The organism is Pseudomonas massiliensis, from assembly GCF_000826105.1.
Taxonomy (GTDB): domain Bacteria; phylum Pseudomonadota; class Gammaproteobacteria; order Pseudomonadales; family Pseudomonadaceae; genus Aquipseudomonas; species Aquipseudomonas massiliensis.
The window spans coordinates 1,211,556-1,235,144 of sequence record NZ_CCYK01000007.1 but is presented as its reverse complement, the minus strand read 5'-3'; the positions used below and the strand labels follow the sequence as shown (position 1 = coordinate 1,235,144).

Here is a 23,589-nt window from a genome sequence, read left to right as displayed (position 1 = left end):
CGAAAAGGCTGCTTTTGGCCGCTTTCTGCCCTTCGTGAGCGGCGGCTTCGGGTCGATTGCGGCAGACCGCATCCGACCGATTCTGTTGAAAAAGTCGGATTTCAGTTCGCTTGAACTCAGGCACGGCCACCACCGGAGAACCTACTCACCACATTGAGTGGTTTCTCGGCCCTTCGTTGACCTTTACTGCTCGGTTATTGGGTTAGTTTGAGGTTTTTTGCTTCGTGCAGGCGCACCTATCCCGTAACTGGCGGACCTTGAGATTTAAGTTTGGCCAGCCGTCGCAGGTTCTGCACCGCAGCGGCCAGCGTGAACTCATCGGTCGCGCCACTCATGCCACGTAGTCGCAAGCGATCCAATTTCAGGATGCGCTTGAGGTGGGCAAACAACATTTCGACCTTCTTACGTTCGTGGCGAGAGCGCACGTACTCCGGCGTCGCTGCGATGCGCCGAGCCACATCACGCGCGGCTTCATGGACGCTGCGGGCAATCTTGCGAATCGAAGTGTTCGGGCAGCACTTGGCTTTCATCGGACAGGCCGCGCAGTCGGTCTGCCTGGATCGGAAGATGATGGTGTTGGCTTTGGTGACGTGCGAACGCCCGTTCTTGAAGGCACGCCATTCGCTGCGTAATACGTTGCCGGCCGGGCAGCGGTATTCCTCAGTCTCTTCATTCCAGTGGAAATCGTTGCTCGAGAAACTGTCGTTCTTGCGCTCGGTTTTGTCCCATACCGGCACATGCGGCTCGATGTCTTTTTCCTCCACCATCCAGGCCAGCATCGGCGCGGTACCGTAAGCGGTGTCGCCAATGAGGCGTTCCGGCTTGATGTCGAACTGCGCTTCGACCCGATCGATCATCGTCTTGGTGCTCTCGACTTCTGCGGTTCGATGAGCCGGTGTGGGTTCCACATCCATGATCACGCCGTGCTCGGTATCGATCAGATAATTCGTAGAGTAAGCGTAGAAAGCTGGGCCGCCCGGTGCAGCCGTCCAGCGGGCTTGAGGATCCGTCAGCGATAGGCGTTTCGGTAGCGTTTCGGCCAGGGCCTCCTCATCGAGGGCTTCAAGGTACTCACGCACGGCGCGGGTGCTCAGGGACGGATCGCTCCAGTTGACCGGTTCATCACCCGGTACGCCGCGCTGCCGACTCGCATCTGCTTTGATGATGCTGGCGTCCACGGCAAAGCCTTCGCCCTTGACCAGGCCTGCGTCCATGCAGCGACGCAGCACTTCATTGAACAACCAGCGAAACAGATCGCTGTCCCGGAAACGGCCATGTCGATTTTTGGAAAACGTCGAGTGATTGGGTACTTCATCTTCAAGGCTCAACCGGCAGAACCAGCGATACGCCAGGTTCAAATGGGCCTCTTCGCACAACCGCCGCTCTGAGCGAATGCCGTAGCAATAGCCCACGATCAGCATGCGGATCATCAGTTCAGGATCAATCGACGGGCGCCCAATCGGGCTATAGAAATCGGCGAGGTAATGGCGCAGATCGCTCAGATCGAGACACTGATCAATGCTGCGCAGAAGGTGATTGGCTGGGATGTGATCTTCAAGGTTGAACGAGTAAAACAGTCGCTCCTGCCCACTCGATAACTGTCCCATCATGTTGCGTGCTTCCCTGCTGGCCAATGCAGATATTTTGCCGCAGGCCAGACAGGGGAGCTACTTTTTCAACAGAATCGACCCATAGCGGCCACCTCTCGACTGATGCAACGACTGAGTCTTAACCGTCGCCAAGCCATTCGCTGCGAGTTATCTCCCATATCTCAACCCGCATAGGTCCACAGACAAAATGCCCATCTTGCATTCCTACCAGGCGCATGCCCTCAGACTCTGAGACTTTGCGGGAAGCGTGGTTGGCAACCGCTTTTGGTACCCGCATGACTGGGCGTGCCAATGTCTCGAACCAGTATGCGTTGATAGCTCTGCAGGCTTCACGCATGTAGCCTTTTCCCCACCACTGCGGGGCAAGCCAGAAGCCCCTGTTGTTACCTTGCTGCTCATACAGGCTGATGCTTCCAATAACACGTTCGGGTTCGCTGCTCAGGCGGATCATCCAGTGCCATTCACGTCCCGCCACCATGGCAGGCAGGGCAATATCTCGCACATAAGCCAACGCTCCGTCTTCGGGGTATGGCCATGGCACACGACGGTCAAGGTAGCGGACTACCTCCCATTGAGGAAATAGCTCTTGGATTGCAGGTGCGTCCTCTAGGTTGAGAGGCATGAGGACAAGACGGTCTGTAGCAAGCTTTAAGGGGCAATCCATGGCACTGGCTCCTGCATCCTTTGGGAGATTCGGATAGTCTGCGATTGATCCGCTAGTGTCGAGCGCCTTCGCTGATCGGTAGCGGCCTGTTCCCAGAGTCAGCAACCGACCGTTTGTGTTGAAAAAGTCGACCCGGCCTGAGCATCCATGTATTGATGCGGTGTAAACGCCCTTTTTTCACGCTGCTACGTCAAATCGGAGCCCTGAACCTTCTGCGCCGAACACAGATTTCAATCTCAGACGCGTAATTTTCTGCCATGGAAACCGACGCCGACTTTTTCAACAGAATCGGACCCATAGCAGCCGTTCACGGCTGACCGCGATCGGCCAATAGCGCTCACTTCGGACTGCTCAGAGATGCCTCTAGCAAGTCGAGGAAAACACGCACACGATGCGGCACCTGTTGCCGGGTTGGAAGCACAGCCGTGATAAAGAGTTTCTCGGGAGTAGCGCCCTCCAGCTCCACCAGTCGCAAGCTGTTCTCTTCAAGATCATCACGAACATCCCAATAGGTGAGCATTGCTAACCCCAGCCCCTGTTTGCTCGCGGTGCGTACTGCTTCGACGCTATTCGCAGAGAATACGCTTTCACCTTTGAAGCCGACCGTTTCACCCTCCTGCACGAAAGGCCAATGCGGCATACCATGAAGCGCTATGCAGCGATGGCGGCGCAGGTCGTCGAGCTTACAAGGCACGCCGTGCTGCTCTAGGTAAGCGGGGCTTGCGCACAGCACGCGAGGGTTGGGAGCCAGCGAGCGTGCAACCAAGGCGGAATCGCGCAGGGTCGCAATACGAATGGCGACATCGATTCCCAGGCTGACAATATCCACGATGCTGTCCGAGAGATGCAGCTCGACTCGCAGTGCAGGATGCTCAGCCAGCAATGACGGGATAAGCGGCATGATGACGGTCTGCCCAAACACCGTCGGCGCAGTCACCTTCAACGCGCCGCTGGCCGTTCCTGCGTTTGCCTTCAGGGTGACTTTCGCCGCCTCGCTCGCGTTGAGAAGCGTCGTGGAAAATGGCAGGAAAACTTCCCCTTCAGGCGTGAGAGAAACCGAGCGAGTGGTGCGGTGCACCAATCGGACCCCCAGCTCTTGTTCAAGAGAAGCTAGCCGCCGCGACACTGCCATGGGAGACAGCCCAAGTCGCCGAGCGGCACCAGAAAGACTGCCGCTTTCAACAATAGCCGCAAACACTTCAACGTCTAAAATCTGCATGTTGTATCGCTTTCTGTTAAAGCGCCTTATCCGGTTCGCCCGATTCTCATCGCCATCGTCAATGCCTAACCTTGGCACATTGCCTTGATCGGCAGAAAGCACAGAGAGGATATGATGACGCTCGATTCACAGATTCTAACTCCATATGATATCGCTGGCTGCTCGCTGAAGAACCGGCTGGCGGTAGCTCCAATGACGCGCGTCAGCGCTACCGAGACGGGGCACGTAATCCAGGAAATGGCTCGGTATTACGAGCGTTTTGCCAAAGGAGGCTTTGGCCTGGTCATCACCGAAGGCATCTATACCGATCAAAAGCACTCGCAGGGTTACCCCTTCCAGCCCGGCATTACCGATGCGCAGCAGGCACAGGCTTGGCGAGCAGTTACCGACAGTATCCACGCTCACCAGGGTTCAGTCTTCGCGCAGATCATGCACGCAGGCGCACTTAGCCAGGGCAACCGCTTCGTCGATGTTCCGGCTGCACCCTCGGCACTGCGCCCAAAGGGGGAACAGATGAAGTTCTACTACGGTGAGGGTCGGTACCCGGTACCCCGCGCCATGACCGAAGAAGATATTGCCGACGCCATCGAGGGCTTTGCTCAGGCCGCAACCCTGGCCATCGAATTCGCAAATTTCGATGGCATTGAAATTCACGGCGCGAACGGATACCTGCTTGATCAGTTCCTTACTGACTACACAAATCAGCGTAACGATCGTTGGGGTGGCTCCGTACAGGCTCGAATTTCCCTGACCCTGGAAGTCGTAAAAGCGGTAAGGAAGGCGGTAGGCATGGTGCCTTTGGGTGTTCGAATCTCGCAGAGCAAGGTCAATGACTACGAGCACAAATGGGCCGAGGGAGAGCACGCTGCCGAGGTGATCTTCGGCTCACTCAACGATGCTGGACTCGGCTTCATTCACGTCACAGAGTTCGAAGCCTGGAAACCAGCATTCCCTGCTGGCCGGAACAGCCTCGTTGCCCTTGCTCGTCACTACGCGCCGCAGGTGGCGTTGATTGCAAATGGTGGTTTGCATACGCCAGAGCATGCGTCATCCGTAATGAAGGATGGTGCCGACATCATTGCAATCGGAAAGGCTGCGCTGGCAAATCCGGATCTGCCTCAGCGGCTAGCCAGCAAAGAAATGCTAGATGAGTTTGACCCTTCGATCTTGGGGCCTATCGCCAACATCAAGAGTAGCGAGCTGACTTTGGCTTAATAACAACGCCAGAAGCAGGTGAAAATGTCCGCTTCTGGCCGAATCCTGCCTTCGATGAAGGGCAGCCTGGGTCGCTTGCTACCGTTAGCAACGAATAGCAAACAGGCTTAGCTCGCCCAGGCCAGCTGTCACAACCCCGTGTCTGCGCTCTCTCCTGCCAACCAGTCCATGAACGCCCGGATATGCGCTTGCCGTTCTCGCCCCGGCACACAGGCCGCCACATAACGCGGACCGGGGAGGCTTACCTCTGGGCGATAAGCTACCAGCTCACCTCGCGCCAGGCTGTGCGCCACAAGCACATTACTGGCCAGGACTACACCCTGCCCCGCAATGGCGGCACTGAGCGCGTAATGCTCGTCGTCGAACTCCCGCATGCGCGCCGTCTGCAGCCAATCGGCATGGCCCGCCGCGGCGCACCAGCTTTCCCAGCTCACGGGATACACACCCGGTATCTGAAGGGTCAGGTCAATGAGCTCAATGCGAGAAGTCTTTGATAATCCAATCAGACCCGGCGCCGCGTACGCACCGAATCGCTCGACCATCAGCTCTTCGCAATACAGATTCGGGTCGTCGCGGCTGACGGTGCGAATTGCCAGATCGATACTCGAGTCCCTCAGTAAATCCACCAGTTCGTTGCGGGTATCGACGCGCACGTTGAATTGCGGAAACGCCTGATAGAAACCACCCAGCCGTGGAATCAACCACGACGCCGCGAGGCCAGGCGTGGTGGAAAGCGTGAGTGTTTGCAACTCCCTCTGCGGGCGAAACCGCTCCAGTGCGCTACTGATGTCCAGCAATGCCCGATGGATGTGGCGATTTAACTGCTCACCCTCTTCGGTCAGTTTGACGCCCTGTCCGGAACGCTCGAACAGCATCGAGCCGAGGCAAGCTTCGAGGGTCTTCACTTGATGGGAAATCGCAGCCGGGGTAACCGAAAGCTCCTCGGCCGCAGCCTTGAAACTACCACGCCGTGCCGCCGCTTCAAAAGTGCGTAAGGCATTGAGCGGAATATTGGAAAACACAGGCGGCTCCCAGCATTAGTTGAATTCAGGCGGGGTTAATTTATCTCATTTTCCTCGGTGGATACGTCTGTGTAGCGTAACCGGTATCCCTTACGAAACCTGGAGATACCTATGCAAGGTCCCGTGCGCAAGCTGTTTCAAGCAGTGCTCTATGAGGCGATCGCGGTCGCGGTGCTTTCCCCCGTGATCGCGGCTATCTACGATGACGGCCTTGCACATGCCGGAGCGCTGTCTCTGATGCTTTCGGCCAGCGCTCTGTTGTGGAACCTCGTCTACAACCATGCCTTTGAACACTGGGAGGCGAAACAGGCGCAACGTACGCGTACCTTCCGGCGCAGATTGCTGCATTCGCTGGGCTTCGAAGGTGGTCTGGTATTGCTTTTAGTGCCGCTGGTAGCGTGGTGGCTAGACATTTCCTGGTGGACGGCCCTGGTTACGGATCTCGGTCTGTTCGTGTTTTTCTGGCTCTATGCCTTCGTGTTTCAGTGGGGGTTCGACTGGGTCTTCGGTGTGCCGGCATCAGCACTGCTGGCACAACGCTGACGAGGGTTCGACGCCAGTCGACGGCAACATTTCGGCTGGGCGGTAGGTTGGTTGCTGCCAAATAGGGCCCAGGAACAGAAAACCGAGGACAGAACCAGCACAGGTAGGCAAATCGACTAACCTGTCAGCGAACCGATACCGCTTCCGGTACGAAATCCGCGGCTGTTATCTATAGCCTCCGCCCTACCCCCGCATCCAAGGACAGATCATGGCTACAACCAGCGATAAGATAGCGACCATCCACACCGTCAGAACCAGCCCAGGCAGTATCTCCGTGGACATCACTGGCGACAGCGATTCGGCTCAGGCCGTGACCGTACTGCCCGATGGCAAGCTCTTGGTCGGCGGCTTCAGCTTCTACCCTATCGCGGGCTATTCGGGCTCTCCCGGGGATGAAAGCTGGGCCGTCCGCGCCGATTATTCATTGGTCAGGCTCAATGCCGACGGCAGTCTCGACACGACCTTCAGGCAAGAAGGCGCAGACCTGGTTCCCGCCCGCATCGACCTGGAAGACGACGTGGGCCTGGTGATGGCGGTCCAGGCTGATGGCAAGGTCGTGGCGGCGCAGTCGGGGCGCGGTGGCCTGGTCGTGCAGCGTTTCAACACCGACGGCAGCCTGGACACCAGCTTCGGTGAGGCCGGTGCCGTCACGCTTGAAACGCCGGATTACTATGGAGACGGTGTTTCTCTTTCCATCGATGCGGACGGCAACTTTCACATTGGCTTGCGCGGTGAAACCGAGGCCACGCTTACCAAGCTCGACAGTAACGGCGAGCCGGTCGCAAGCTTCGGTGAAAACGGTCAGCTGTCCCTGAACCCCACGGGCGATTATTACAATGGCAGCATCAGCACCGGCCTGCAGCCGGATGGCAGCGTGTTGCTGGGCAGTTGGCTCTATGTCGGCGGCTACGACATACCGGGGGGCGGCCATGTGACGGGCGACCCGGTATATGCCGTCCAGCGCCTGACAGCGGATGGCAGCCTGGACACTCGCTTCGGGGACAACGGCGTGGTGTATTTCGATGAAGCGCTGATCCCGGACTATCATTCCGAACTTACCGTCCAGCCTGACGGCAAGTTTCTACTGGTAGGGTCGAGCGGTTCCATCATTCGCTTGAATGCCGATGGCAGCTTCGATACCAGCTTCGGTATCGATGGCGTCGTTGACTTCGACGTGCAATCCGGGGAGTCCGAAAGGCCTACTTCGCTGGTCGTTCAGGCCGATGGCAAGATCGTGGTCGTGGGTGCCAGCTCTTCCCTTGGCAGCCTGTCGGACTTCGCCATGGTGCGCCTGAATGCCGATGGCAGCCTGGATACCACTTTCGGCAGCCCGGACGGCAAGCTGCACGTGGACGGTTCCGCCGCCCAGGACACGCTGCTGGGCATAGACGCCGCGGAAATCATCCAAGGCTTGGCGGGCGATGATCTGCTGCAAGGCAATGGTGGCCGTGACCTGCTGGTCGGTGGCGCGGGCGCGGATATCTTCCGCTTCACGGACATCAGCGACAGCTACCGCACCTCTACCCAGGCGCAAAGCGATCGCATCCTGGACTTCAACGCCGCCGAAGACCGTATCGACCTGCTCGCACTTGGCTTCAGCGGCATCGGTGATGGCCATGATGGAACCCTGGCGATACAGGCAAACGCGGAGGGCACACGAACCTATCTTAAAAGCTTCGAGGCGGACGCTTCAGGGCAGCGGTTCGAGCTCGTGCTGGAGGGCAACCTGGTTGGGCAACTGAACGACACCAACCTGGTGTTCACCCCGCCTACGGTGGAAGGCACGTCGGCAAGGGACCTGATCACTGGGAGCGCCCTGCCTGAAATCATCCTGGGCGGCGCGGGCAATGATCGCATCAATGGCGGCACGGGCGCGGACATCATCATTGGCGGCGAAGGCGCTGATCAGCTCAATGGCGGGGATGCCGTAGACGACAACGCTTATGACCCTCGTATGCAGAATGAGGATACCTTCGTCTATACCTCGCTCGATGACAGCTACCGTACCGCTAGCCAGAGTTTCAGCGACCTTATCGTCAACTTTGCCGACCGCAGTGACAAGATCGACGTTTCGGCGCTGGGTTACACCGGCTTTGGGGACGGCACCGGCTCGACGCTCAAACTGGTCTACAGCGGGGAAACGGACCGTACCTATCTCAAGGATGTGGAAGCCGATGCCCAGGGACACCGCTTCGAGATCGCCTTGACCGGTTATTGGCTGGACGACCTGAGTGACAGCGACATGGTATTCGCGCCGGAGGCCGAAGTGGTTCTGCTGGGGGTAGCGGAGGGGGCGCAGGAGCATATCGCAGTCTGAGTCTCCTACCTCTTCATGCAACAAGAGCACCGGGTAGCAGCGCCACCCGGTCATCGTCCTTGTCGCTTCGGCACTATCAGTGGCTGATCATCCAGGGCCTTGCGCCTGGCTTGCCCTTGACCGCCTCCCGCGTAGTCGCTGCGGGGGGGTTGGCCGGGGAACAGCAGCCGCAGCCATTGCCATGCCGGCGGCTCTCCTTGGGCGCGTGTCGGCTGCGCTCGTTGATCTCCATCGCCTTGCGTCTATCGCTGGCCACCAACGCCAGGCGCGGTGCGCTGAGCACTACCCGCGGGCTGGATTCCGTACAGCGTGGGCAGGGACAGGGGGCCGCGCTGCTGGCCATGGCGCCTAGCTCCGTGAAAGGCCCGCAGGCGGGGCACTGGTAGTCATAGATAGGCATGGGCCGGCTCCTACTGGTCAGGGGCGATGGGCAGGTCGATACTGCCGTCCAGATGCTTGGTGGGGCCGCTGGCGCTGGGGTTGATGTCGAATTCAAAGATATCGGTCGGCAGCCACAGGGTCGCACAGGCGTTAGGAATATCCACGATCCCGCTGATATGGCCCTGTACAGGCGCCGAACCCAGCAGGGCATAACCCTGGGCGCGGCTGTAGCCGAACTTGGTCAGGTATTCGATGGCGTTGAGGCAGGCCTGGCGATAGGCGACATTCACATCCAGGTAGTGCTGCTGGCCTTGTTCATCGACCGAGATGCCTTCGAAGATCAGGAAATTATTGTAGTTGGGCACGATGGGGCTGGGCTTGAACACAGGGTTCTTGATGCCGTACTTGGCCATGCCGCCCTTTATCAATTGCACCCGCATGTGTACCCAGCCGGCCATCTCGATCGCGCCGCAGAAGGTGATCTCCCCGTCGCCCTGACTGAAGTGCAGATCGCCCACGGACAACCCGGCGCCGTCTACGTAGACCGGGAAGTAGATCTTCGATCCGCGCGAGAGGTCCTTGATGTCGCAATTGCCGCCATGCTCGCGCGGCGGCACGGTACGCGCGCCCGCGGCGGCGGCACGGTCGCGGGCCTCACCCTTGAGCTTGCCCATGTGAGCGGTGGCGGCGAAGGGAGGATTGGCCAGTGGTGGTACTCGACCCGGGTCGGTATCGATCAGCGCTTGTTCACGGCGGTTCCAGTCTTCCAGCAGCTTGTGGTCCGGCAGGCAGCCAATGAGCCCAGGATGGATCAGCCCGGCGAATTCGACTCCGGGGATGTGCCGCGAGCGCGTATAGAGGCCGTTGAAATCCCAGATGGCTTTCTGTGCAGAGGGAAAATGGTCGGTCAGGAAGCCGCCGCCGTTGGTCTTGGAGAAAAAGCCATTGAAGCCCCACAGCGAATCGGCGCGGGCCCCGATATCCAGGAGGTCGACCACCAGCAGGTCACCCGGCTCCGCGCCCTGTACCCCTACTGGCCCCGAAAGATAGTGCACGGTCGAGAGGTCAACATCTCGCACATCGCTGGCGTCGTCGTCATTCTTGATCGCCCCGGCGGTCCAGTCGTAGGTTTCCAGGATGAAGTCTTCACCCGGCTTGACCCAGCAGGCCATGGGAATGTCCGGGTGCCAGCGATTGTGAACCTGCTCGTTTTCGCTGGCAGGCTGGTTCAGGTCAACTTTGATCAGGGTGTCGGTCATTACAGGCTCCTTGGGTTAAACGGACAAATAGCGGGCGATGCTGGCTTCGTCGACGTTGCCGCGGGACTCTTCGACGACGAAGCGCCCTTTCTCTATCACCAGGAATCGATCAGCGATTTCCAGGGTGAAGCTCAACACTTGCTCGCTGACCACGATGGTCAGGTCACGCAAGTGGCGGATGTCCTTGAGGGTGCGGGCGATGTCCTTGATGATCGAGGGCTGGATACCCTCGGTAGGCTCGTCGAGCAGCAGCACCTTGGGCTCGGTGGCCAGCGCCCGGGCGATGGCCAGCTGTTGCTGCTGGCCGCCGGAAAGGTTGCCGCCCTTGCGCCCGCGCATGTCATGGAGCACGGGAAACAACGCATACAGGTCCTCGGGCACTTGTCCGCCGGCGCTTGCCGGAAGCCCGGTCTGGATGTTCTCCAGCACTGTCATGTGAGAGAAAATCATGCGCCCCTGAGGTACATAGGCCAGCCCTCCCATCACCCGTCGATGGGTCGGCAAGCCAGACAGGTCGGCACCATCGACGCTGAGCTGGCCGCGCCATTGCGGCAGGATGCCCATGAGGCTCTTGAACAGCGTGGTCTTGCCCATGCCGTTGCGGCCCATCACCGCGACTATCTCGCGCTGGGCGACATTCAGGTCGAGGTCATGCAGGATCTGGCTCTGGCCGTAGCCAGACGCCCATTGGTTAACGCTGAACATGGCGGCTTCCTTCAGTGGCCCAGATACACTTCGATGACTTTCGGGTTGCTCTGCACGGCGTCCATGCTGCCTTCGGCCAGCACCCTGCCCTGATGCAGCACGGTCACCTTGTGGGCGATGCTCTTCACGAAGTCCATGTCGTGCTCGATCACCAGTACCGAACGGTTCCGGCTGATGCGCTTGAGCAGCTCGGCGGTTTGCCCGCGCTCACTGACGCTCATGCCCGCCACCGGCTCGTCGAGCATCAGCAGCTCAGGGTCTTGCATGAGCAACATGCCGATTTCCAGCCATTGCTTCTGGCCATGGGAAAGCAGCCCGGCCTCGCTGTGCAGGCGTTCGGCAAGGAAGATCTCAGCCGCCACCTGCTCGACCCGGGCGATGACCTCGGCGCTGCGCTTGAACAGCAACGCGCCCAGCACCTTGCGCCCGGCGGGGTAGCTCATCTCCAGGTTTTCGAATACTGTCAGGGCTTCATAGATGGACGGGGTCTGGAACTTGCGCCCTACCCCAGCGCGCACGATCTGGTATTCGGCCTTGCGGGTCAGCTCCTGCCCTTTGAAACGGATGCTGCCGGCGGTGGCCCGGGTCTTGCCGCAGATGAGGTCCAGCAAGGTGGTCTTTCCCGCGCCGTTGGGCCCGATCACCACCCGCACCTCGTTGCGGTCCAGATAGAGATTCAGGTCGTCGACTGCCTTGAAGCCGTCGAATGACACCGTCAGCCCCTCGACCGCCAACACCGGCTTGTTCATTTCGAAACCGATTGCCTTCGCGCTCATGGCTGGCCCTCCAGCGCAACGTCTTTCACAGGGTGGGCGGCGCGCCGGGCGAGCAGGCGCCGGCGGGAGCTGGCCCAGAGCCCGGCCAGGCCGTTGGGCAGGTACATCACCACAACGATGAACAAACCGCCCATCAGGTACAGCCACAGCTCCGGGTAGCTTTCGGAGAAATAGGTCTTGCCGAAGTTGACCAGCAGCGCGCCATACACCGCGCCGAGCAGCGACAGCCGACCGCCAACAGCGGCGAAGATGACCATTTCGATGGAGGGAACGATGCCGACGAACGAGGGCGACATGAACCCCACCTGCAAGGTGAACATGGCCCCGCCGATAGCGGAGAAGGCAGCGGCCATGCAGAACACGAAGATCTTGAAGCTCGATACGTCGTAGCCACTGAAACGCACCCGCTCTTCCTTGTCGCGCATTGCCATCAACAAGCGGCCCAGCTTGGAAGCCAGCACCAGCTTGGCCAGCACCACACACCCCAGGAGCAGGCCAGCGTTCACGAAATACAACACCGTCTTGGCGGTATCGGTGCGGATGTCCCAGCCCAGCAGGGTCTTGAGGTCGGTGATGCCGTTGACGCCCCCGGTCAAGCCCTGCTGGCCCACGATCAGCACGGTCAGGATGAGCGCGATGGCCTGGGTCACGATGGAGAAATACACGTCCCCTACCCTGCGCTTGAACAGCGCCAGGCCGATGACCAGGGCCAGCAGCACCGGGACGGCCACCACTGCCAGTACGGTGAAAGCGAAGCTGTGGAACGGCTGCCACATGGCCGGCAGCTCGGTCAGCTGGTTCCAGTCCATGAAATCAGGAATGCCCGGCGTGGTCTGGATCTTGGTACTGACGGGGTCGGAGGCTTCCAGCTTCAGGAACATGGCCATGCAGTAGCCGCCCAGGCCGAAAAACACGCCCTGGCCCAGGCTGAGGATGCCACCGTACCCCCAGCACAGCACCAGGCCTACCGCGACGAAGGCGTAGGTCAGGTACTTGCCGACCATGTTCAGGCGAAAGCCATCCAGGGCCAGTGGGAACACCACCAGGATCAGCAGGGCCAGCACCAGCAGGCCCAGCGTTCCTTGGCGGCCACCGAGAAATTTGTCCAGGGTTTTCATCAAAAAGGGCCTCACTTGCGCACTTTGCTGGCGAACAACCCTTGCGGGCGCAGCATCAGGATGAAAATCACCGCCGACAGGGTCAGCACCTTGGCCATCGAGCCACTCATGAAGAACTCCGAGATCGACTGGGTCTGGGCTATGGCAAAGGCCGAGGCGATGGTGCCGAGCAGGCTGGCCGCGCCGCCGAACACGACGGTGAGGAAGGTATCGACGATGTACAGCGAGCCGGCGGTAGGCCCGGTGGAACCTATGGTGGTGAAGACTGCCCCCGCGACGCCGGCCACGCCGCAGCCCAGGGCGAAGGTCATGCGGTCCACGCGCTTGGTATCGATGCCCACCGCCCGGCTCATTACCCGGTTCTGCACGGTAGCGCGCATCTGCAAGCCCCAGCGCGAGCGGTACAGCATCAGGAACAGGCCGGCGGTCAGCAGCAGCGTGAGCGCAACCGTGAACAGGCCGTTGCGCGGAATATCCAGCGCATCACCGAGACTGACCGAGCCCATCAACCACTCGGGGAGTTCGGCGCTCACTTCACGCGCGCCAAAGATCGAGCGCAGCGCCTGCTGCATCATCAATGACAGCCCCCAGGTGGCCAGGAGGGTATCCAGGGGGCGGTGGTAGAGGCGGCTGATCATCGCCCACTCCACCAGCCAGCCGATGGCCCCGGCCACACAGAAGGCGACGATGATCGCGAGGAAAAAGTAGTACGGCTGCAGCGCCGGGGCGTAGTGCAGGGTCAAGCCTGAGAGTACATAGGTGGTGTAGGCACCTACGGTGAGAAATTCGCCATGGGCCATGTTGATCACACCCATCTGGCCAAAGATGATCGCAAGGCCCAGGGCCATGAGCAGCAGCACGCAGAACACGGACAACCCGTTGAACGCCTGCATGGCCGCGATAGCGCCGAACTCCGATAGCCATTCCATAAGGGGCCTCCCGTGGTTCCAGGAAAGGGGCCGGTGAAGGCCCCGCCAGAGGTGATTACTGGTAGCCTTTGGGGAAGGGATTGGGCTCGATCAGCTCACTTTCCTCGATCACCTTGAACTGGCCATCAGCCTGCGCTTCGCCAATGCGTGTCCTGCTCCACAGGTGGTGGTTTTCATGCACTTTCACGTAGCCTTCGGGCGCGGTCTTGAGCTCGATGCCGGGCGAGGCCGCGACTACCTTGTCCACATCGAAGCTACCGGCCTTCTCTACCGCGGCTTTCCACAACCAGGGGCCGAGGTAAGCTGCCTGGGTGACGTCACCGATCACGGCGTTGGCGCCATATCGGGCCTTGAAGGCTTCGACGAAAGCCTTGTTATTGGGGTTGTCCAGGCTCTGGAAGTACTTCATGGAAGCGAAGAAGCCGGCCATGTTTTCGCCGCCAATGCCCAGCAGCTCGTCCTCGGTAACGGAAATGGTCAGCAGGTTCTGCTTCGCGGCGGTCACCCCCGCGGCCTTGAGCTGTTTGTAGAACGCTACGTTCGAGCCCCCGACCACGGCAGCGAACACGGCGTCCGGTTTCTTCAGCTTGACCTTGTTGATCAGGGAGCCGAACTGGGTATTGCCCAGTGGGTAGTAGTCTTCGCCCACCACTTCGCCGTGCAGTACGTTCTCGATATGCTTGCGCGCGATCTTCATGGCCGTGCGTGGCCAGATGTAATCCGAGCCGATCAGGTAGAAGCTTTTGGCGCCCTTGGTCTTGGCGATCCAGTCCAGGCTGGCGAGGATCTGCTGGGTGGCTTCCTGGCCGGTGTAGATGACGTTCTTCGACTGTTCCAGGCCTTCGTAGAAGGTGGGGTAGTAGAGCAATCCGTTCTGCTGTTCGAACACTGGCAGGACCGCCTTGCGCGAAGCGCTGGTCCAACAGCCGAACACGGTGGCCACCTTGTCATTGACCAACAGCTTGCGAGCTTTCTCGGCGAAGGTGGGCCAGTCCGAAGCGCCGTCTTCCTGGATGATCTTGATCTGCCGGCCGAGCACCCCGCCCTGCGCGTTGATCTGCTCGATGGCCAGGCGCTCGGCCTGGATCGAGCCGGTTTCGGAAATGGCCATGGTACCGGTGGCCGAGTGCAGCTGCCCGACCGTCACTTCGCTGGACGTGATCGCCAGTCCGGTCGTGTTGGCATCGTCCGCCCATACCCGCGGCGAACCGATGCCCATGGCCAGCATCGACATCACCGCTGCCGCCAGCACGAAGCGACCTGTGCTCCCCCTGTTATTCGAATGCATGTTCCCCGCTCCTGTGCCCTGAGTGCGCCGCGACCCACTTCGCGGCAGCTGCGGCACAGGATGGCCGCAGCCCAGCCTGGGGCGTTATAAGGCGCATGACGTAGGCGGTACGTCATTTGACTGACCGGCGAGATACGTCAAATGACGTACCCGCCGAACCCTTCCGGGCCGACAGAATCGGTACGAAGGGCATGCAAATTGCTCGCTTCGGGGAAACTACAGGAGCGTCGCCGTGGCCAAACTGGGCACCCAACGCATCGTAAAGATCCGCCGTGACTACAATCGCTGGGTGGCAGACGACGCCATGGAGGACTACGCACTCAGGTTCACGCCCCTCAGCGCGCGCAAATGGTCCGAGTTCCGGATCGCCAATACGGCGCTGTCCGCCGTCTCTTTCCTGGCGCTGGAAGCCGTGGGCGGTACGCTGGTGATGAGCTACGGCTTTACCAACACGCTCTGGGCCGTGGCAACGGTAGCGCTGTTGATATTCCTGACCGGGTTGCCGATCAGCTATTACTCGGCGCGCTACGGTGTCGACATGGACCTGCTCACCCGAGGCGCAGGCTTCGGCTATATCGGCTCTACCATCACTTCGCTGATCTATGCGTCCTTCACCTTTCTGTTCTTCGCCCTCGAAGCGGCGATCATGGCACTGGCGCTGGAAATGTACCTGCCCATCCCGCTGGGGCTGGCCTATGTGCTGTGCTCGGTGCTGGTCATACCCCTGGTGGCCTACGGCATTGGGCTGATCAACCGCCTGCAGATATGGACACAGCCGCTATGGCTCGGCTTGCTCGTGGTGCCCTACGTGTTCGTGCTTGCCAAGCAACCCGACGCGCTCGGGCAATGGATGACCTTCAATGGCCGGCTGGGAGACAGCGGCGAGTTCAACCTGCTCTACTTTGGCGCCGCCGCCAGCGTGGTGCTCTCGCTTGTGACCCAAATCGGGGAGCAAGTGGATTATCTGCGTTTTCTGCCCGAGAAGACCCAGGCCAACCGCAAGCGCTGGTGGGCCGCCGTGGTGCTCGCCGGGCCAGGCTGGATCATTCCAGGCGCCCTCAAGATCCTGGGCGGCGCTTTCCTGGCGTTCCTGGCGCTGCAGCACGAGGTGCCGCTGGAACGTACCAGCGAACCGACCCAGATGTACCTGGTCGCGTTTGGCCATGTGACCGCTTCGCCGCAATGGGCACTGGCCTTGATGGTGCTGTTCGTCATCGTCTCGCAGGTCAAGATCAATGTCACCAACGCCTATGCCGGCTCCCTCGCCTGGTCGAACTTCTTCGCCAGGGTCACCCACAGCCACCCGGGGCGGGTGGTGTGGCTGGTATTCAACGTAGTGATCGCACTGACCCTGATGGAGCTCGGGGTACTGCAAGCCATCGAGCGGGTGCTGGGGCTCTATGCCAACGTCGCGATTGCCTGGATTGGCGCCTTGGTTGCGGACCTTGTGATCAACAAGCCTCTGGGCTGGTCGCCCCGGCATATCGAATTCAAGCGCGCCCATTTATATGACATCAACCCGGTGGGGGTAGGCGCGATGCTGATCGCCTCCGTGCTGTCGCTCCTGGCATGGTTTGGCGTGCTGGGACCGTTCGCCCAGGCAGCGCCGCCGCTCGTGGCATTCAGCGCGGCGGTGCTGCTGGCCCCCTTGATCGCCTGGCTGACCAGAGGGCGCTACTACATGGCTCGGGCCAACGACGAGGCCTTGATCTACCCGTCGGGAACCGTGCCGGGCCCCCGTTTGTGCGGCCTTTGCAACAACACCTTCGAGCTGCCAGACATGGCCAGCTGCCCCGCCTATGGCTGCGCCATCTGTTCCCTGTGCTGCTCGCTGGAAGCGCGCTGCCTGGATCAATGCAAGCCTCGCGCACGGCTATCGGAACAGTTCGAGGCACTACTGCTCAAGGTGATGCCAGGGCTGCGCCAGGCATATCTGCATACGCGGCTGGCCCACTACCTGGCATTGCTGGGGGTACTCATGCTGATGCTCAGCGGTGCCCTGGCCCTTGTCTATACCCAGGTGGCGCCTGGGCTGGCCAGCCAACCGCAAGCACAAGGGGCCTTGCAATTGGCACTCGTCAAAGCCTTTCTGACCTTGACGTTATTTGCCGGGGTGCTCGCCTGGTGGGTGGTGCTCACCCGGGAAAGCCGCCAGGTGGCACAGGAGGAGTCCAACCGCCAGACCGCCTTGCTGATCCAGGAAATCGATGCTCACCACAAGACTGACCAGGCGCTGCAGGCGGCCAAGGAGGCCGCCGAGGCAGCCAATGCCGCCAAGAGCCGCTACGTCACGGGCCTTTCCCATGAATTGCGTACCCCCCTGAACAGCATCATGGGCTTTACCCAGGTGCTGCAACGCGACACCGATCTGCGCGCGCAGCATCAGGAGGCGCTGGCCATCATCAACCGCAGCAGCTCCCACCTGCTATCACTGATCGAGGGCCTGCTGGATGTTGCCCGTATCGAGGCCGGCAAGCTGAGGCTTGAGCCTTCAGAGGTGCTGTTCCCTCAATTCGTTGCGGACGTCGGGAAGATGGTCGCGCCCCTGGCGCGAGCCAAGGGCCTGGAGTTCGTGCTGCAATGCCAGGCGCGCCTGCCCGCGGTGGTACGCGCTGATGAGAAGCGGGTGCGGCAGATCCTGATCAACCTGCTCGGCAATGCCGTGAATTTCACCGACGTGGGCCAGGTACGCTTGCATGTAAGCTACCTGCGAGAAACCGCCACCTTTGAAATCATCGACACCGGCATCGGTATCGCGCCTGCGCAGCTGGACGCGATCTTCCAGCCCTTCGAGCGGGCGGCGCCATCGCGCAGGGACGACGGCGTCGGGCTGGGCCTTACCATCACCCGCCTGCTCACTTCGCTGATGGGCGGGGAACTGACAGTGCACAGTGAACCGGGTGCAGGTACCCGTTTTCAATTGCGGCTGTTCCTGTCACAGGTGCGGGTACCCCAGGCAGTCATCCACCGTGATCATGACGTCATCGGATATCAGGGGCGCCCTCGCCATATCCTGGTGGTCGATGACAACCCGGCCCACCGCATGGTGATCCAGCAAATGCTGACGCCTTTGGGTTTCCTGATGCATGAAGCCGCCAATGGGCAGGATGCCATCCGCCAGGTGGCCCTGGGCACGCCCGACCTGGTACTGCTGGACCTGGCCATGCCAGGCATGGGCGGCCTGGAATGCGCCCGGCTGATCCGTCGCAATACCGGTTTTACCGCCCCTATCATCGTGCTGTCGGCCAACGTCACCCCACTGGCCGACGATATCAGCGAACACGGCAGTCCATTGTGCAACGAGCACCTGGCCAAGCCCTTCGACCTGCCCGTATTGCTCGGTGCGCTCCAACGCCATCTGGACATTGAGTGGCGCCGGCAACCGAGCCTGCCGCCCGCCCTCACCCAACCCGCAGCCCGGGAACCGTTGATGCCCGAGGAACTGGCCCCCATCATCGAGCTGTGCGCCCAGGGCTACGTTCGTGGCATCGAGCGCGCGCTCGAACACCTTCGCAACCGCCATCCGGCCAGTGCCGAATTGATCGCACAGTGGCGCGACCTGGCCCGTGGCTTCGAACTCGACCAACTGGCGCAAGCCCTTAGCGAGGCACTGGATGAACACCACGGCTGATACGCAGGATATCGGAACGGTATTGATCGTCGACGATGAACCCCAGAACCTGGCCTTGCTGCATGGCGCGCTCGACGATGCGGGCTACCGGGTGCTGGTGGCGATGGATGGCGCTGGCGCCCTTCAACGCCTGGAAAAGCGCCACCCTGACCTTATTCTGCTCGACGCGCTGATGCCCGGCCTCGATGGCTTCCAGACCTGCCGGGCCATCAAGGCCGACGATGCCTTCGCCGACATTCCCGTGCTGTTCATGACCGCGCTTACCGAAAGCAATCATGTGATCGAAGGCTTTTCCGCCGGGGCCGTGGATTATGTGACCAAACCGATCGACTGCCAGGAGCTTCTCGCGCGCGTCGCGGCGCATCTACGCACCGCTCGCAGACTCCGGGCTGCTCATTCGATACCCAGGCACACTGCCCCTAACCTGCAGAGCCTGGAAGGCAAGCATCACCTGGCAAAGCGCTTCTCGCTCACAGAGCGCGAGCTGGAAGTGTTGCATTGGGTGACCTGTGGCAAGACAAACAAGGACATCGCCGACATTCTGGGTCTCAGCGCCAGGACTGTGAACAAGCACCTGGAGCATATCTTCGTGAAACTGGGCGTGGAAACCCGCACGGCCGCCACTTCCATAGCGCTTCTGCAAGCGTCGTAGCGGCTCGAGATCACGGCCGGCCGGCGCGGTCAGATCACTCCCTGTGCGCCAGGACCGTTCACACGGCTCATGGCGTCCTCACCGTTTGATTCATAAGCACAGGATCAGCCCAGCATCAATCGCAGTGTATTGCAAGATGTAACATCGCCGCACACTTCTGCTACCATTCGTCAAACAGCGTAGCTTCCTATCGATTTCGATACCGCCCTTCCTGGGCACTCCTTATAAAAGCAAAAACAATCTCCCTCGCTGATTCACCGCTTGCAGCAACCACCGTGATCCACCCCCCGAGGGAGATGCCTTGATGGCGACCAATGATAAACCTGGCCACTCAGACGCCAGGCGAGACTTTCTGCGCAAATCCTTGACCCTGATTCCCGTCGTCTCGCTGGCGGGCAGCGGTGTCGGCAGCCAGGTGCTCGCCGCCACACCTGCCCCTGTTCCGGCCCCGCCGAGAGAATCCGGCGAGGTCGCGGACTATCACCCCACCTTCTTCACTCAGGAGGAGTGGGCTTTCCTGCAGGCAGCGGTCGCCCACTTGATACCCAGCGACGAGCGCGGCCCTGGGGCTGTGGAAGCCGGGGTGCCCGAGTTCATCGATCGCCAGATGAACACCACCTACGGCAGCGGTGGCCTGTGGTACATGCAGGGCCCCTTCCATCCCGACGCGCCCGCGGAGCTGGGTTATCAACTCAAGCTGTCCCCTCAGGAAATCTACCGGCTGGGTATCCTGGAAACCGATGCCTACTGCCGCAAAACCTACGGCAAGCCCTTCGTTGCGCTGAGCAACGAGCAGCAGGAGCAGGTGCTGCACGCCCTGGACGACAACAAGGCAAGCTTCGACGCGCTGCCAGCCGGGACCTTCTTCAGTATGCTCTGGAGCAATACCAAGGAAGGCTTTTTCTGCGACCCGATCCACGGCGGCAATAAGCACCTGGTGGGCTGGAAGCTGATCAACTTCCCTGGCGCCCGCGCCGACTTCATGGATTGGGTGGAGCGTGATGAGCGCTATGCCTTCCCGCCTGTTTCCATCAACGGCGCGCGGAGCTGAGCATGGCCAAGGTACTGGACAAGAAAACCGTAGTGATCGTGGGCTTCGGCTGGACAGGCGCGATCATGGCCAAGGAACTCACCGAGGCCGGCCTGGATGTAGTCGCCCTCGAGCGCGGCCCGATGCGCGACACCTATCCGGACGGCGTCTACCCACAGACCATGGACGAGCTGACGTTCAACTCGCGCAAAAAGCTGTTCATGGACATTTCCAAGGAAACCGTCACCCTGCGCCATAGCGTGAATGATGTAGCGGTGCCTTACCGCCAGTTCGGCGCCTTTCTGCCAGGCACTGGCGTGGGCGGCGCGGGGCTGCATTGGTCCGGGGTGCACTTTCGGGTAGACCCGATGGAGCTGCGCATGCGCAGCCATTATGAAGAACGCTATGGCAAGAAATTCATCCCCGAAGGCATGACCATTCAGGACTTCGGCGTGAGCTACGAGGAACTGGAACCCTTCTTCGATTTCGCCGAGAAGGTGTTCGGCACCTCGGGCACGGCCTGGTCGGTCAAGGGAGAGATCGTCGGCCAGGGCAAGGGCGGCAACTACTTCGCCCCCGACCGTTCCAACCCCTTCCCGCTGCCCGCCCAGAAAAATACGGTGTCTGCCCAGGTGTTCGGGCAAGCGGCCGCTTCACTGGGCTATCACCCCTACAACCTGCCCTCGGCGAATACCTCTGGCCCCTACACCAATCCCTATGGCGCGCAGATGGGCCCTTGCAATTTCTGCGGCTATTGCAGTGGCTACGCCTGCTACATGTATTCGAAGGCATCGCCCAACGTGAACATCCTTCCGGCGCTGCGCCAGGAGCCGCTGTTCGAATTGCGTACCGGCGCCCATGTGCTGCGGGTGAACCTCACCCCGGACAAGACGCTGGCCACAGGCGTGACCTATGTGGATGCCCAGGGCCGGGAGTTCGAACAGCCTGCGGACATCGTGATCATCGGCGCCTTCCAGTTCAACAACGTGCGCCTGATGCTGCTGTCAGGAATCGGCAAGCCGTACGACCCCAAGACCGGCGAAGGGGTGGTGGGACGTAACTTCGCCTACCAGAACGAAGCCGGCGTCAAGGCGTTCTTCGACAAGGACCAGCACCACACCAACCCCTTCATCGGGGCCGGCGGCAACGGCGTCGCCATCGACGACTTCAACGCCGACAACTTCGACCACGGCCCTCATGGCTTCGTGGGCGGCTCCCCCTTCTGGTGCAACCAGGCCGGCACCAAGCCCATCGCCGGGGTGACCACGCCTCCGGGTACGCCCAAATGGGGCAGCAAATGGAAGGCCGCCACGGCGGACTACTATACCCACCACATGTCGATGAATTCCCATGGAGCGCATCAGTCCTACCGCGACAACTACCTGGACCTGGACCCGGTGTACACCGATGCCTATGGCCAGCCATTGCTGCGCATGACCTTCGACTGGAAAGAGAACGACATCAAGATGACCCGATTCATGGTCGACAAGCTGGCGGAAATCGCCAAGGCCATGAACCCCAAGGCCATCTTCGCCCACAAGCGCGAGTTCAACAGCCACTTCGACGCTACTACCTATCAGACGACGCACCTCAATGGCGGGGCCATCATGGGGACCGATCCCAGGACCAGTGCCCTGAACCGCTACCTGCAAAGCTGGGACGTGCATAACGTGTTCGTGCCGGGGGCATCGGCTTTCCCGCAGGGCCTGGGCTACAACCCCACCGGGCTGGTCGCCGCGCTCACCTATTGGTCAGCGCGGGCCATCCGCGAGCAATACCTCAAGAACCCCGGCCCGCTGGTGCAGGCATAAGGAGCGATGACCATGAAAACAATGTTCATCGCCTCCCTGGCCTTGGCCAGCCTGCCCCTATGGGCCGCGGAAAACAGCCCCGATGCCCTGGTGAAAAAGGGGGAATACCTGGCGCGCGCTGGTGACTGCGTCGCCTGCCATACCGCCAAGGGCGGCAAGCCCTTCGCCGGCGGGCTGCCCATGGAAACCCCCATCGGCACCATTTATTCCACCAATATCACCCCGGACAGCACCGGCATCGGCGGTTATTCGTTCGAAGACTTCGACCAGGCCGTACGGCACGGCATCGGCAAGAGCGGCAGCACGCTCTACCCCGCCATGCCCTATCCCTCCTACGCCCGGGTCAGCGACCAGGACATGCAGGCGCTGTACGCCTACTTCATGCACGGTGTGCAGCCCGTGGCGCAGGACAACAAGCTCGTGGACATTCCCTGGCCACTGAGCATGCGCTGGCCCTTGTCCATCTGGCGCGCCACGTTCGCTCCCAAGGTAGAGCCGTTCCAGGCCGCTGGCGCGGACGCCGTGATAGACCGCGGCGCCTACCTGGTCGAGGGCCTAGGCCACTGTGGCGCCTGCCATACACCGCGGGCCATCACCATGCAAGAGAAAGCCCTGAGCGCCTCCGACGGCAGCGACTTCCTGGCGGGCTCTGCGCCCTTGGAGGGCTGGATCGCCAAGAGCCTGCGCGGCGACCATCGAGACGGCCTGGGCAGCTGGAGCGAAGCTGACCTGGTGGCGTTCCTCAAGACCGGCCGCAGCGACCGCGCGGCAGTGTTCGGCGGTATGAGCGACGTAGTCGAGCACAGCATGCAGTACATGAACGACGCGGACCTCACCGCCATTGCCCGCTACCTGAAAACCCTGCCGCCGGTGAACCCGAACGACAGCCCCCAGGCGTATGACCGCACCGTGGGCGATGCCTTGTGGAAGGGGGACGACAGCAAGCCGGGAGCATCAGTCTACGTAGACAATTGCGCTGCCTGCCACCGCACCGACGGCAAGGGCTATACCCGGGTGTTCCCGGCGCTGGCCGGCAACCCGGTGGTCCAGACCGAGGACGCCACCTCGTTGGTACATATCGTGCTGCGCGGCGGCATCCTGATCCCGACCCATACCGCGCCGTCCAGCTTCACCATGCCCGGCTACGCCTGGCGCCTGTCGGACCAGCAAGTGGCTGATGTGGTGAACTTCATTCGCACCAGCTGGGGCAACCAGGGCTCGGCCGTCACGCCTGCCCAGGTAAGGGACCTGCGCGAAAGCGATATGAAGGGCACCTCCGCGGACGACCTGGGCCAGGTATCTTCCAAGTGAGGTGACGGGCCCGCAACCCCATGCAGGAGGTAGCGAAGCTGCCGAATACCGGGCTCCCCCCAGAGCCCATTCCCCAGCTGGCGCTGGGTCCCACTGTGGTAGGCCCAG

General features: G+C 61.0%; 19 protein-coding genes. 8 read left to right on the top strand and 11 right to left on the bottom strand.

All coding sequences use genetic code 11. The features are described from left to right. Positions 1–236: 236 nt before the first annotated feature. The 3 genes from BN1188_RS16520 to BN1188_RS16510 all read right to left on the bottom strand — a co-directional run bounded on the left by BN1188_RS16520 (position 237) and on the right by BN1188_RS16510 (position 3,493). The gene (locus BN1188_RS16520) at positions 237–1,610 is read right to left on the bottom strand and encodes an IS1182 family transposase (RefSeq protein WP_040259777.1); all 1,374 of its coding nucleotides are present in this window, start codon (positions 1,608–1,610) and stop codon (positions 237–239) included. A 118-nt stretch (positions 1,611–1,728) separates the two neighbouring features. Continuing rightward, positions 1,729–2,274 (bottom strand): GNAT family N-acetyltransferase, encoded by a 546-nt coding sequence (locus tag BN1188_RS16515; RefSeq protein WP_040262483.1) that lies wholly within the window; start codon positions 2,272–2,274, stop codon positions 1,729–1,731. A 337-nt stretch (positions 2,275–2,611) separates the two neighbouring features. Beyond that, positions 2,612–3,493 (bottom strand): LysR family transcriptional regulator, encoded by an 882-nt coding sequence (locus tag BN1188_RS16510; protein ID WP_040262482.1) that lies wholly within the window; start codon positions 3,491–3,493, stop codon positions 2,612–2,614. Positions 3,494–3,604: 111 nt separating this feature from the next. On the opposite strand from BN1188_RS16510, the gene BN1188_RS16505 reads away from it, so the two are divergent. Continuing rightward, entirely contained in the window at positions 3,605–4,708 is a 1,104-nt protein-coding gene (locus BN1188_RS16505; RefSeq protein WP_040262481.1) for an oxidoreductase, read from the top strand. 128 nt (positions 4,709–4,836) lie between these two features. Here the strand turns inward: BN1188_RS16505 and BN1188_RS16500 are convergent, their stop codons facing one another. Continuing rightward, positions 4,837–5,730: a LysR substrate-binding domain-containing protein gene (locus tag BN1188_RS16500; RefSeq protein ID WP_040262480.1), complete on the bottom strand. Its 894-nt coding sequence runs from the start codon at positions 5,728–5,730 to the stop codon at positions 4,837–4,839. 111 nt (positions 5,731–5,841) lie between these two features. Between BN1188_RS16500 and BN1188_RS16495 the strand changes: the two genes are divergently transcribed. Beyond that, the gene (locus BN1188_RS16495) at positions 5,842–6,273 is read left to right on the top strand and encodes a PACE efflux transporter (protein WP_040262479.1); all 432 of its coding nucleotides are present in this window, start codon (positions 5,842–5,844) and stop codon (positions 6,271–6,273) included. Positions 6,274–6,481: 208 nt separating this feature from the next. Then, positions 6,482–8,590: a M10 family metallopeptidase C-terminal domain-containing protein gene (locus BN1188_RS16490; RefSeq protein ID WP_040262478.1), complete on the top strand. Its 2,109-nt coding sequence runs from the start codon at positions 6,482–6,484 to the stop codon at positions 8,588–8,590. Between the two features lie 76 nt (positions 8,591–8,666). Here the strand turns inward: BN1188_RS16490 and BN1188_RS16485 are convergent, their stop codons facing one another. From BN1188_RS16485 to urtA, 7 genes are read right to left on the bottom strand one after another with little or no spacing between them, the layout of a single operon-like run. Continuing rightward, positions 8,667–8,990 (bottom strand): FmdB family zinc ribbon protein, encoded by a 324-nt coding sequence (locus BN1188_RS16485; RefSeq protein ID WP_040262477.1) that lies wholly within the window; start codon positions 8,988–8,990, stop codon positions 8,667–8,669. Between the two features lie 10 nt (positions 8,991–9,000). After that, the gene (fmdA, locus tag BN1188_RS16480; RefSeq protein ID WP_040262476.1) at positions 9,001–10,230 is read right to left on the bottom strand and encodes a formamidase; all 1,230 of its coding nucleotides are present in this window, start codon (positions 10,228–10,230) and stop codon (positions 9,001–9,003) included. A 15-nt stretch (positions 10,231–10,245) separates the two neighbouring features. Continuing rightward, positions 10,246–10,935 carry an urea ABC transporter ATP-binding subunit UrtE gene (urtE, locus tag BN1188_RS16475; protein WP_040262475.1) on the bottom strand — a complete coding sequence of 230 codons (690 nt, stop codon included), beginning with the start codon at positions 10,933–10,935 and terminating at the stop codon, positions 10,246–10,248. An 11-nt stretch (positions 10,936–10,946) separates the two neighbouring features. After that, positions 10,947–11,711, bottom strand: a complete 765-nt coding sequence (gene urtD, locus BN1188_RS16470; RefSeq protein WP_040262474.1) for an urea ABC transporter ATP-binding protein UrtD — start codon at positions 11,709–11,711, stop codon at positions 10,947–10,949. Continuing rightward, positions 11,708–12,829 (bottom strand): urea ABC transporter permease subunit UrtC, encoded by a 1,122-nt coding sequence (gene urtC, locus BN1188_RS16465; RefSeq protein WP_040262473.1) that lies wholly within the window; start codon positions 12,827–12,829, stop codon positions 11,708–11,710. The genes urtD and urtC overlap by 4 nt, the downstream gene beginning before the upstream one ends. 11 nt (positions 12,830–12,840) lie before the next feature. After that, complete coding sequence (gene urtB / locus BN1188_RS16460; RefSeq protein ID WP_040262472.1) at positions 12,841–13,758, bottom strand: urea ABC transporter permease subunit UrtB; 918 nt, start codon at positions 13,756–13,758, stop codon at positions 12,841–12,843. A 55-nt stretch (positions 13,759–13,813) separates the two neighbouring features. Then, the gene (gene urtA / locus BN1188_RS16455; RefSeq protein ID WP_232430966.1) at positions 13,814–14,992 is read right to left on the bottom strand and encodes an urea ABC transporter substrate-binding protein; all 1,179 of its coding nucleotides are present in this window, start codon (positions 14,990–14,992) and stop codon (positions 13,814–13,816) included. Positions 14,993–15,278: 286 nt separating this feature from the next. Between urtA and BN1188_RS16450 the strand changes: the two genes are divergently transcribed. The 5 genes from BN1188_RS16450 (at position 15,279) to BN1188_RS16430 (ending at position 23,481) form a co-directional block, all read left to right on the top strand. After that, on the top strand, positions 15,279–18,677 hold the full coding sequence (locus BN1188_RS16450) for a hybrid sensor histidine kinase/response regulator (RefSeq protein WP_040262471.1): 3,399 nt from the start codon (positions 15,279–15,281) through the stop codon (positions 18,675–18,677). Next, positions 18,661–19,329 (top strand): response regulator, encoded by a 669-nt coding sequence (locus BN1188_RS16445; RefSeq protein ID WP_040262470.1) that lies wholly within the window; start codon positions 18,661–18,663, stop codon positions 19,327–19,329. The genes BN1188_RS16450 and BN1188_RS16445 overlap by 17 nt, the downstream gene beginning before the upstream one ends. Before the next feature lie 304 nt (positions 19,330–19,633). Next, positions 19,634–20,380, top strand: a complete 747-nt coding sequence (locus BN1188_RS16440) for a gluconate 2-dehydrogenase subunit 3 family protein (protein ID WP_040262469.1) — start codon at positions 19,634–19,636, stop codon at positions 20,378–20,380. Between the two features lie 2 nt (positions 20,381–20,382). Beyond that, a complete protein-coding gene (locus tag BN1188_RS16435) occupies positions 20,383–22,170 on the top strand; it encodes a GMC family oxidoreductase (protein WP_040262468.1) in 1,788 nt (595 codons plus the stop codon). A gap of 12 nt (positions 22,171–22,182) precedes the next feature. Continuing rightward, a complete protein-coding gene (locus BN1188_RS16430; RefSeq protein ID WP_040262467.1) occupies positions 22,183–23,481 on the top strand; it encodes a cytochrome c in 1,299 nt (432 codons plus the stop codon). The last annotated feature ends 108 nt before the right edge of the window (positions 23,482–23,589 follow it).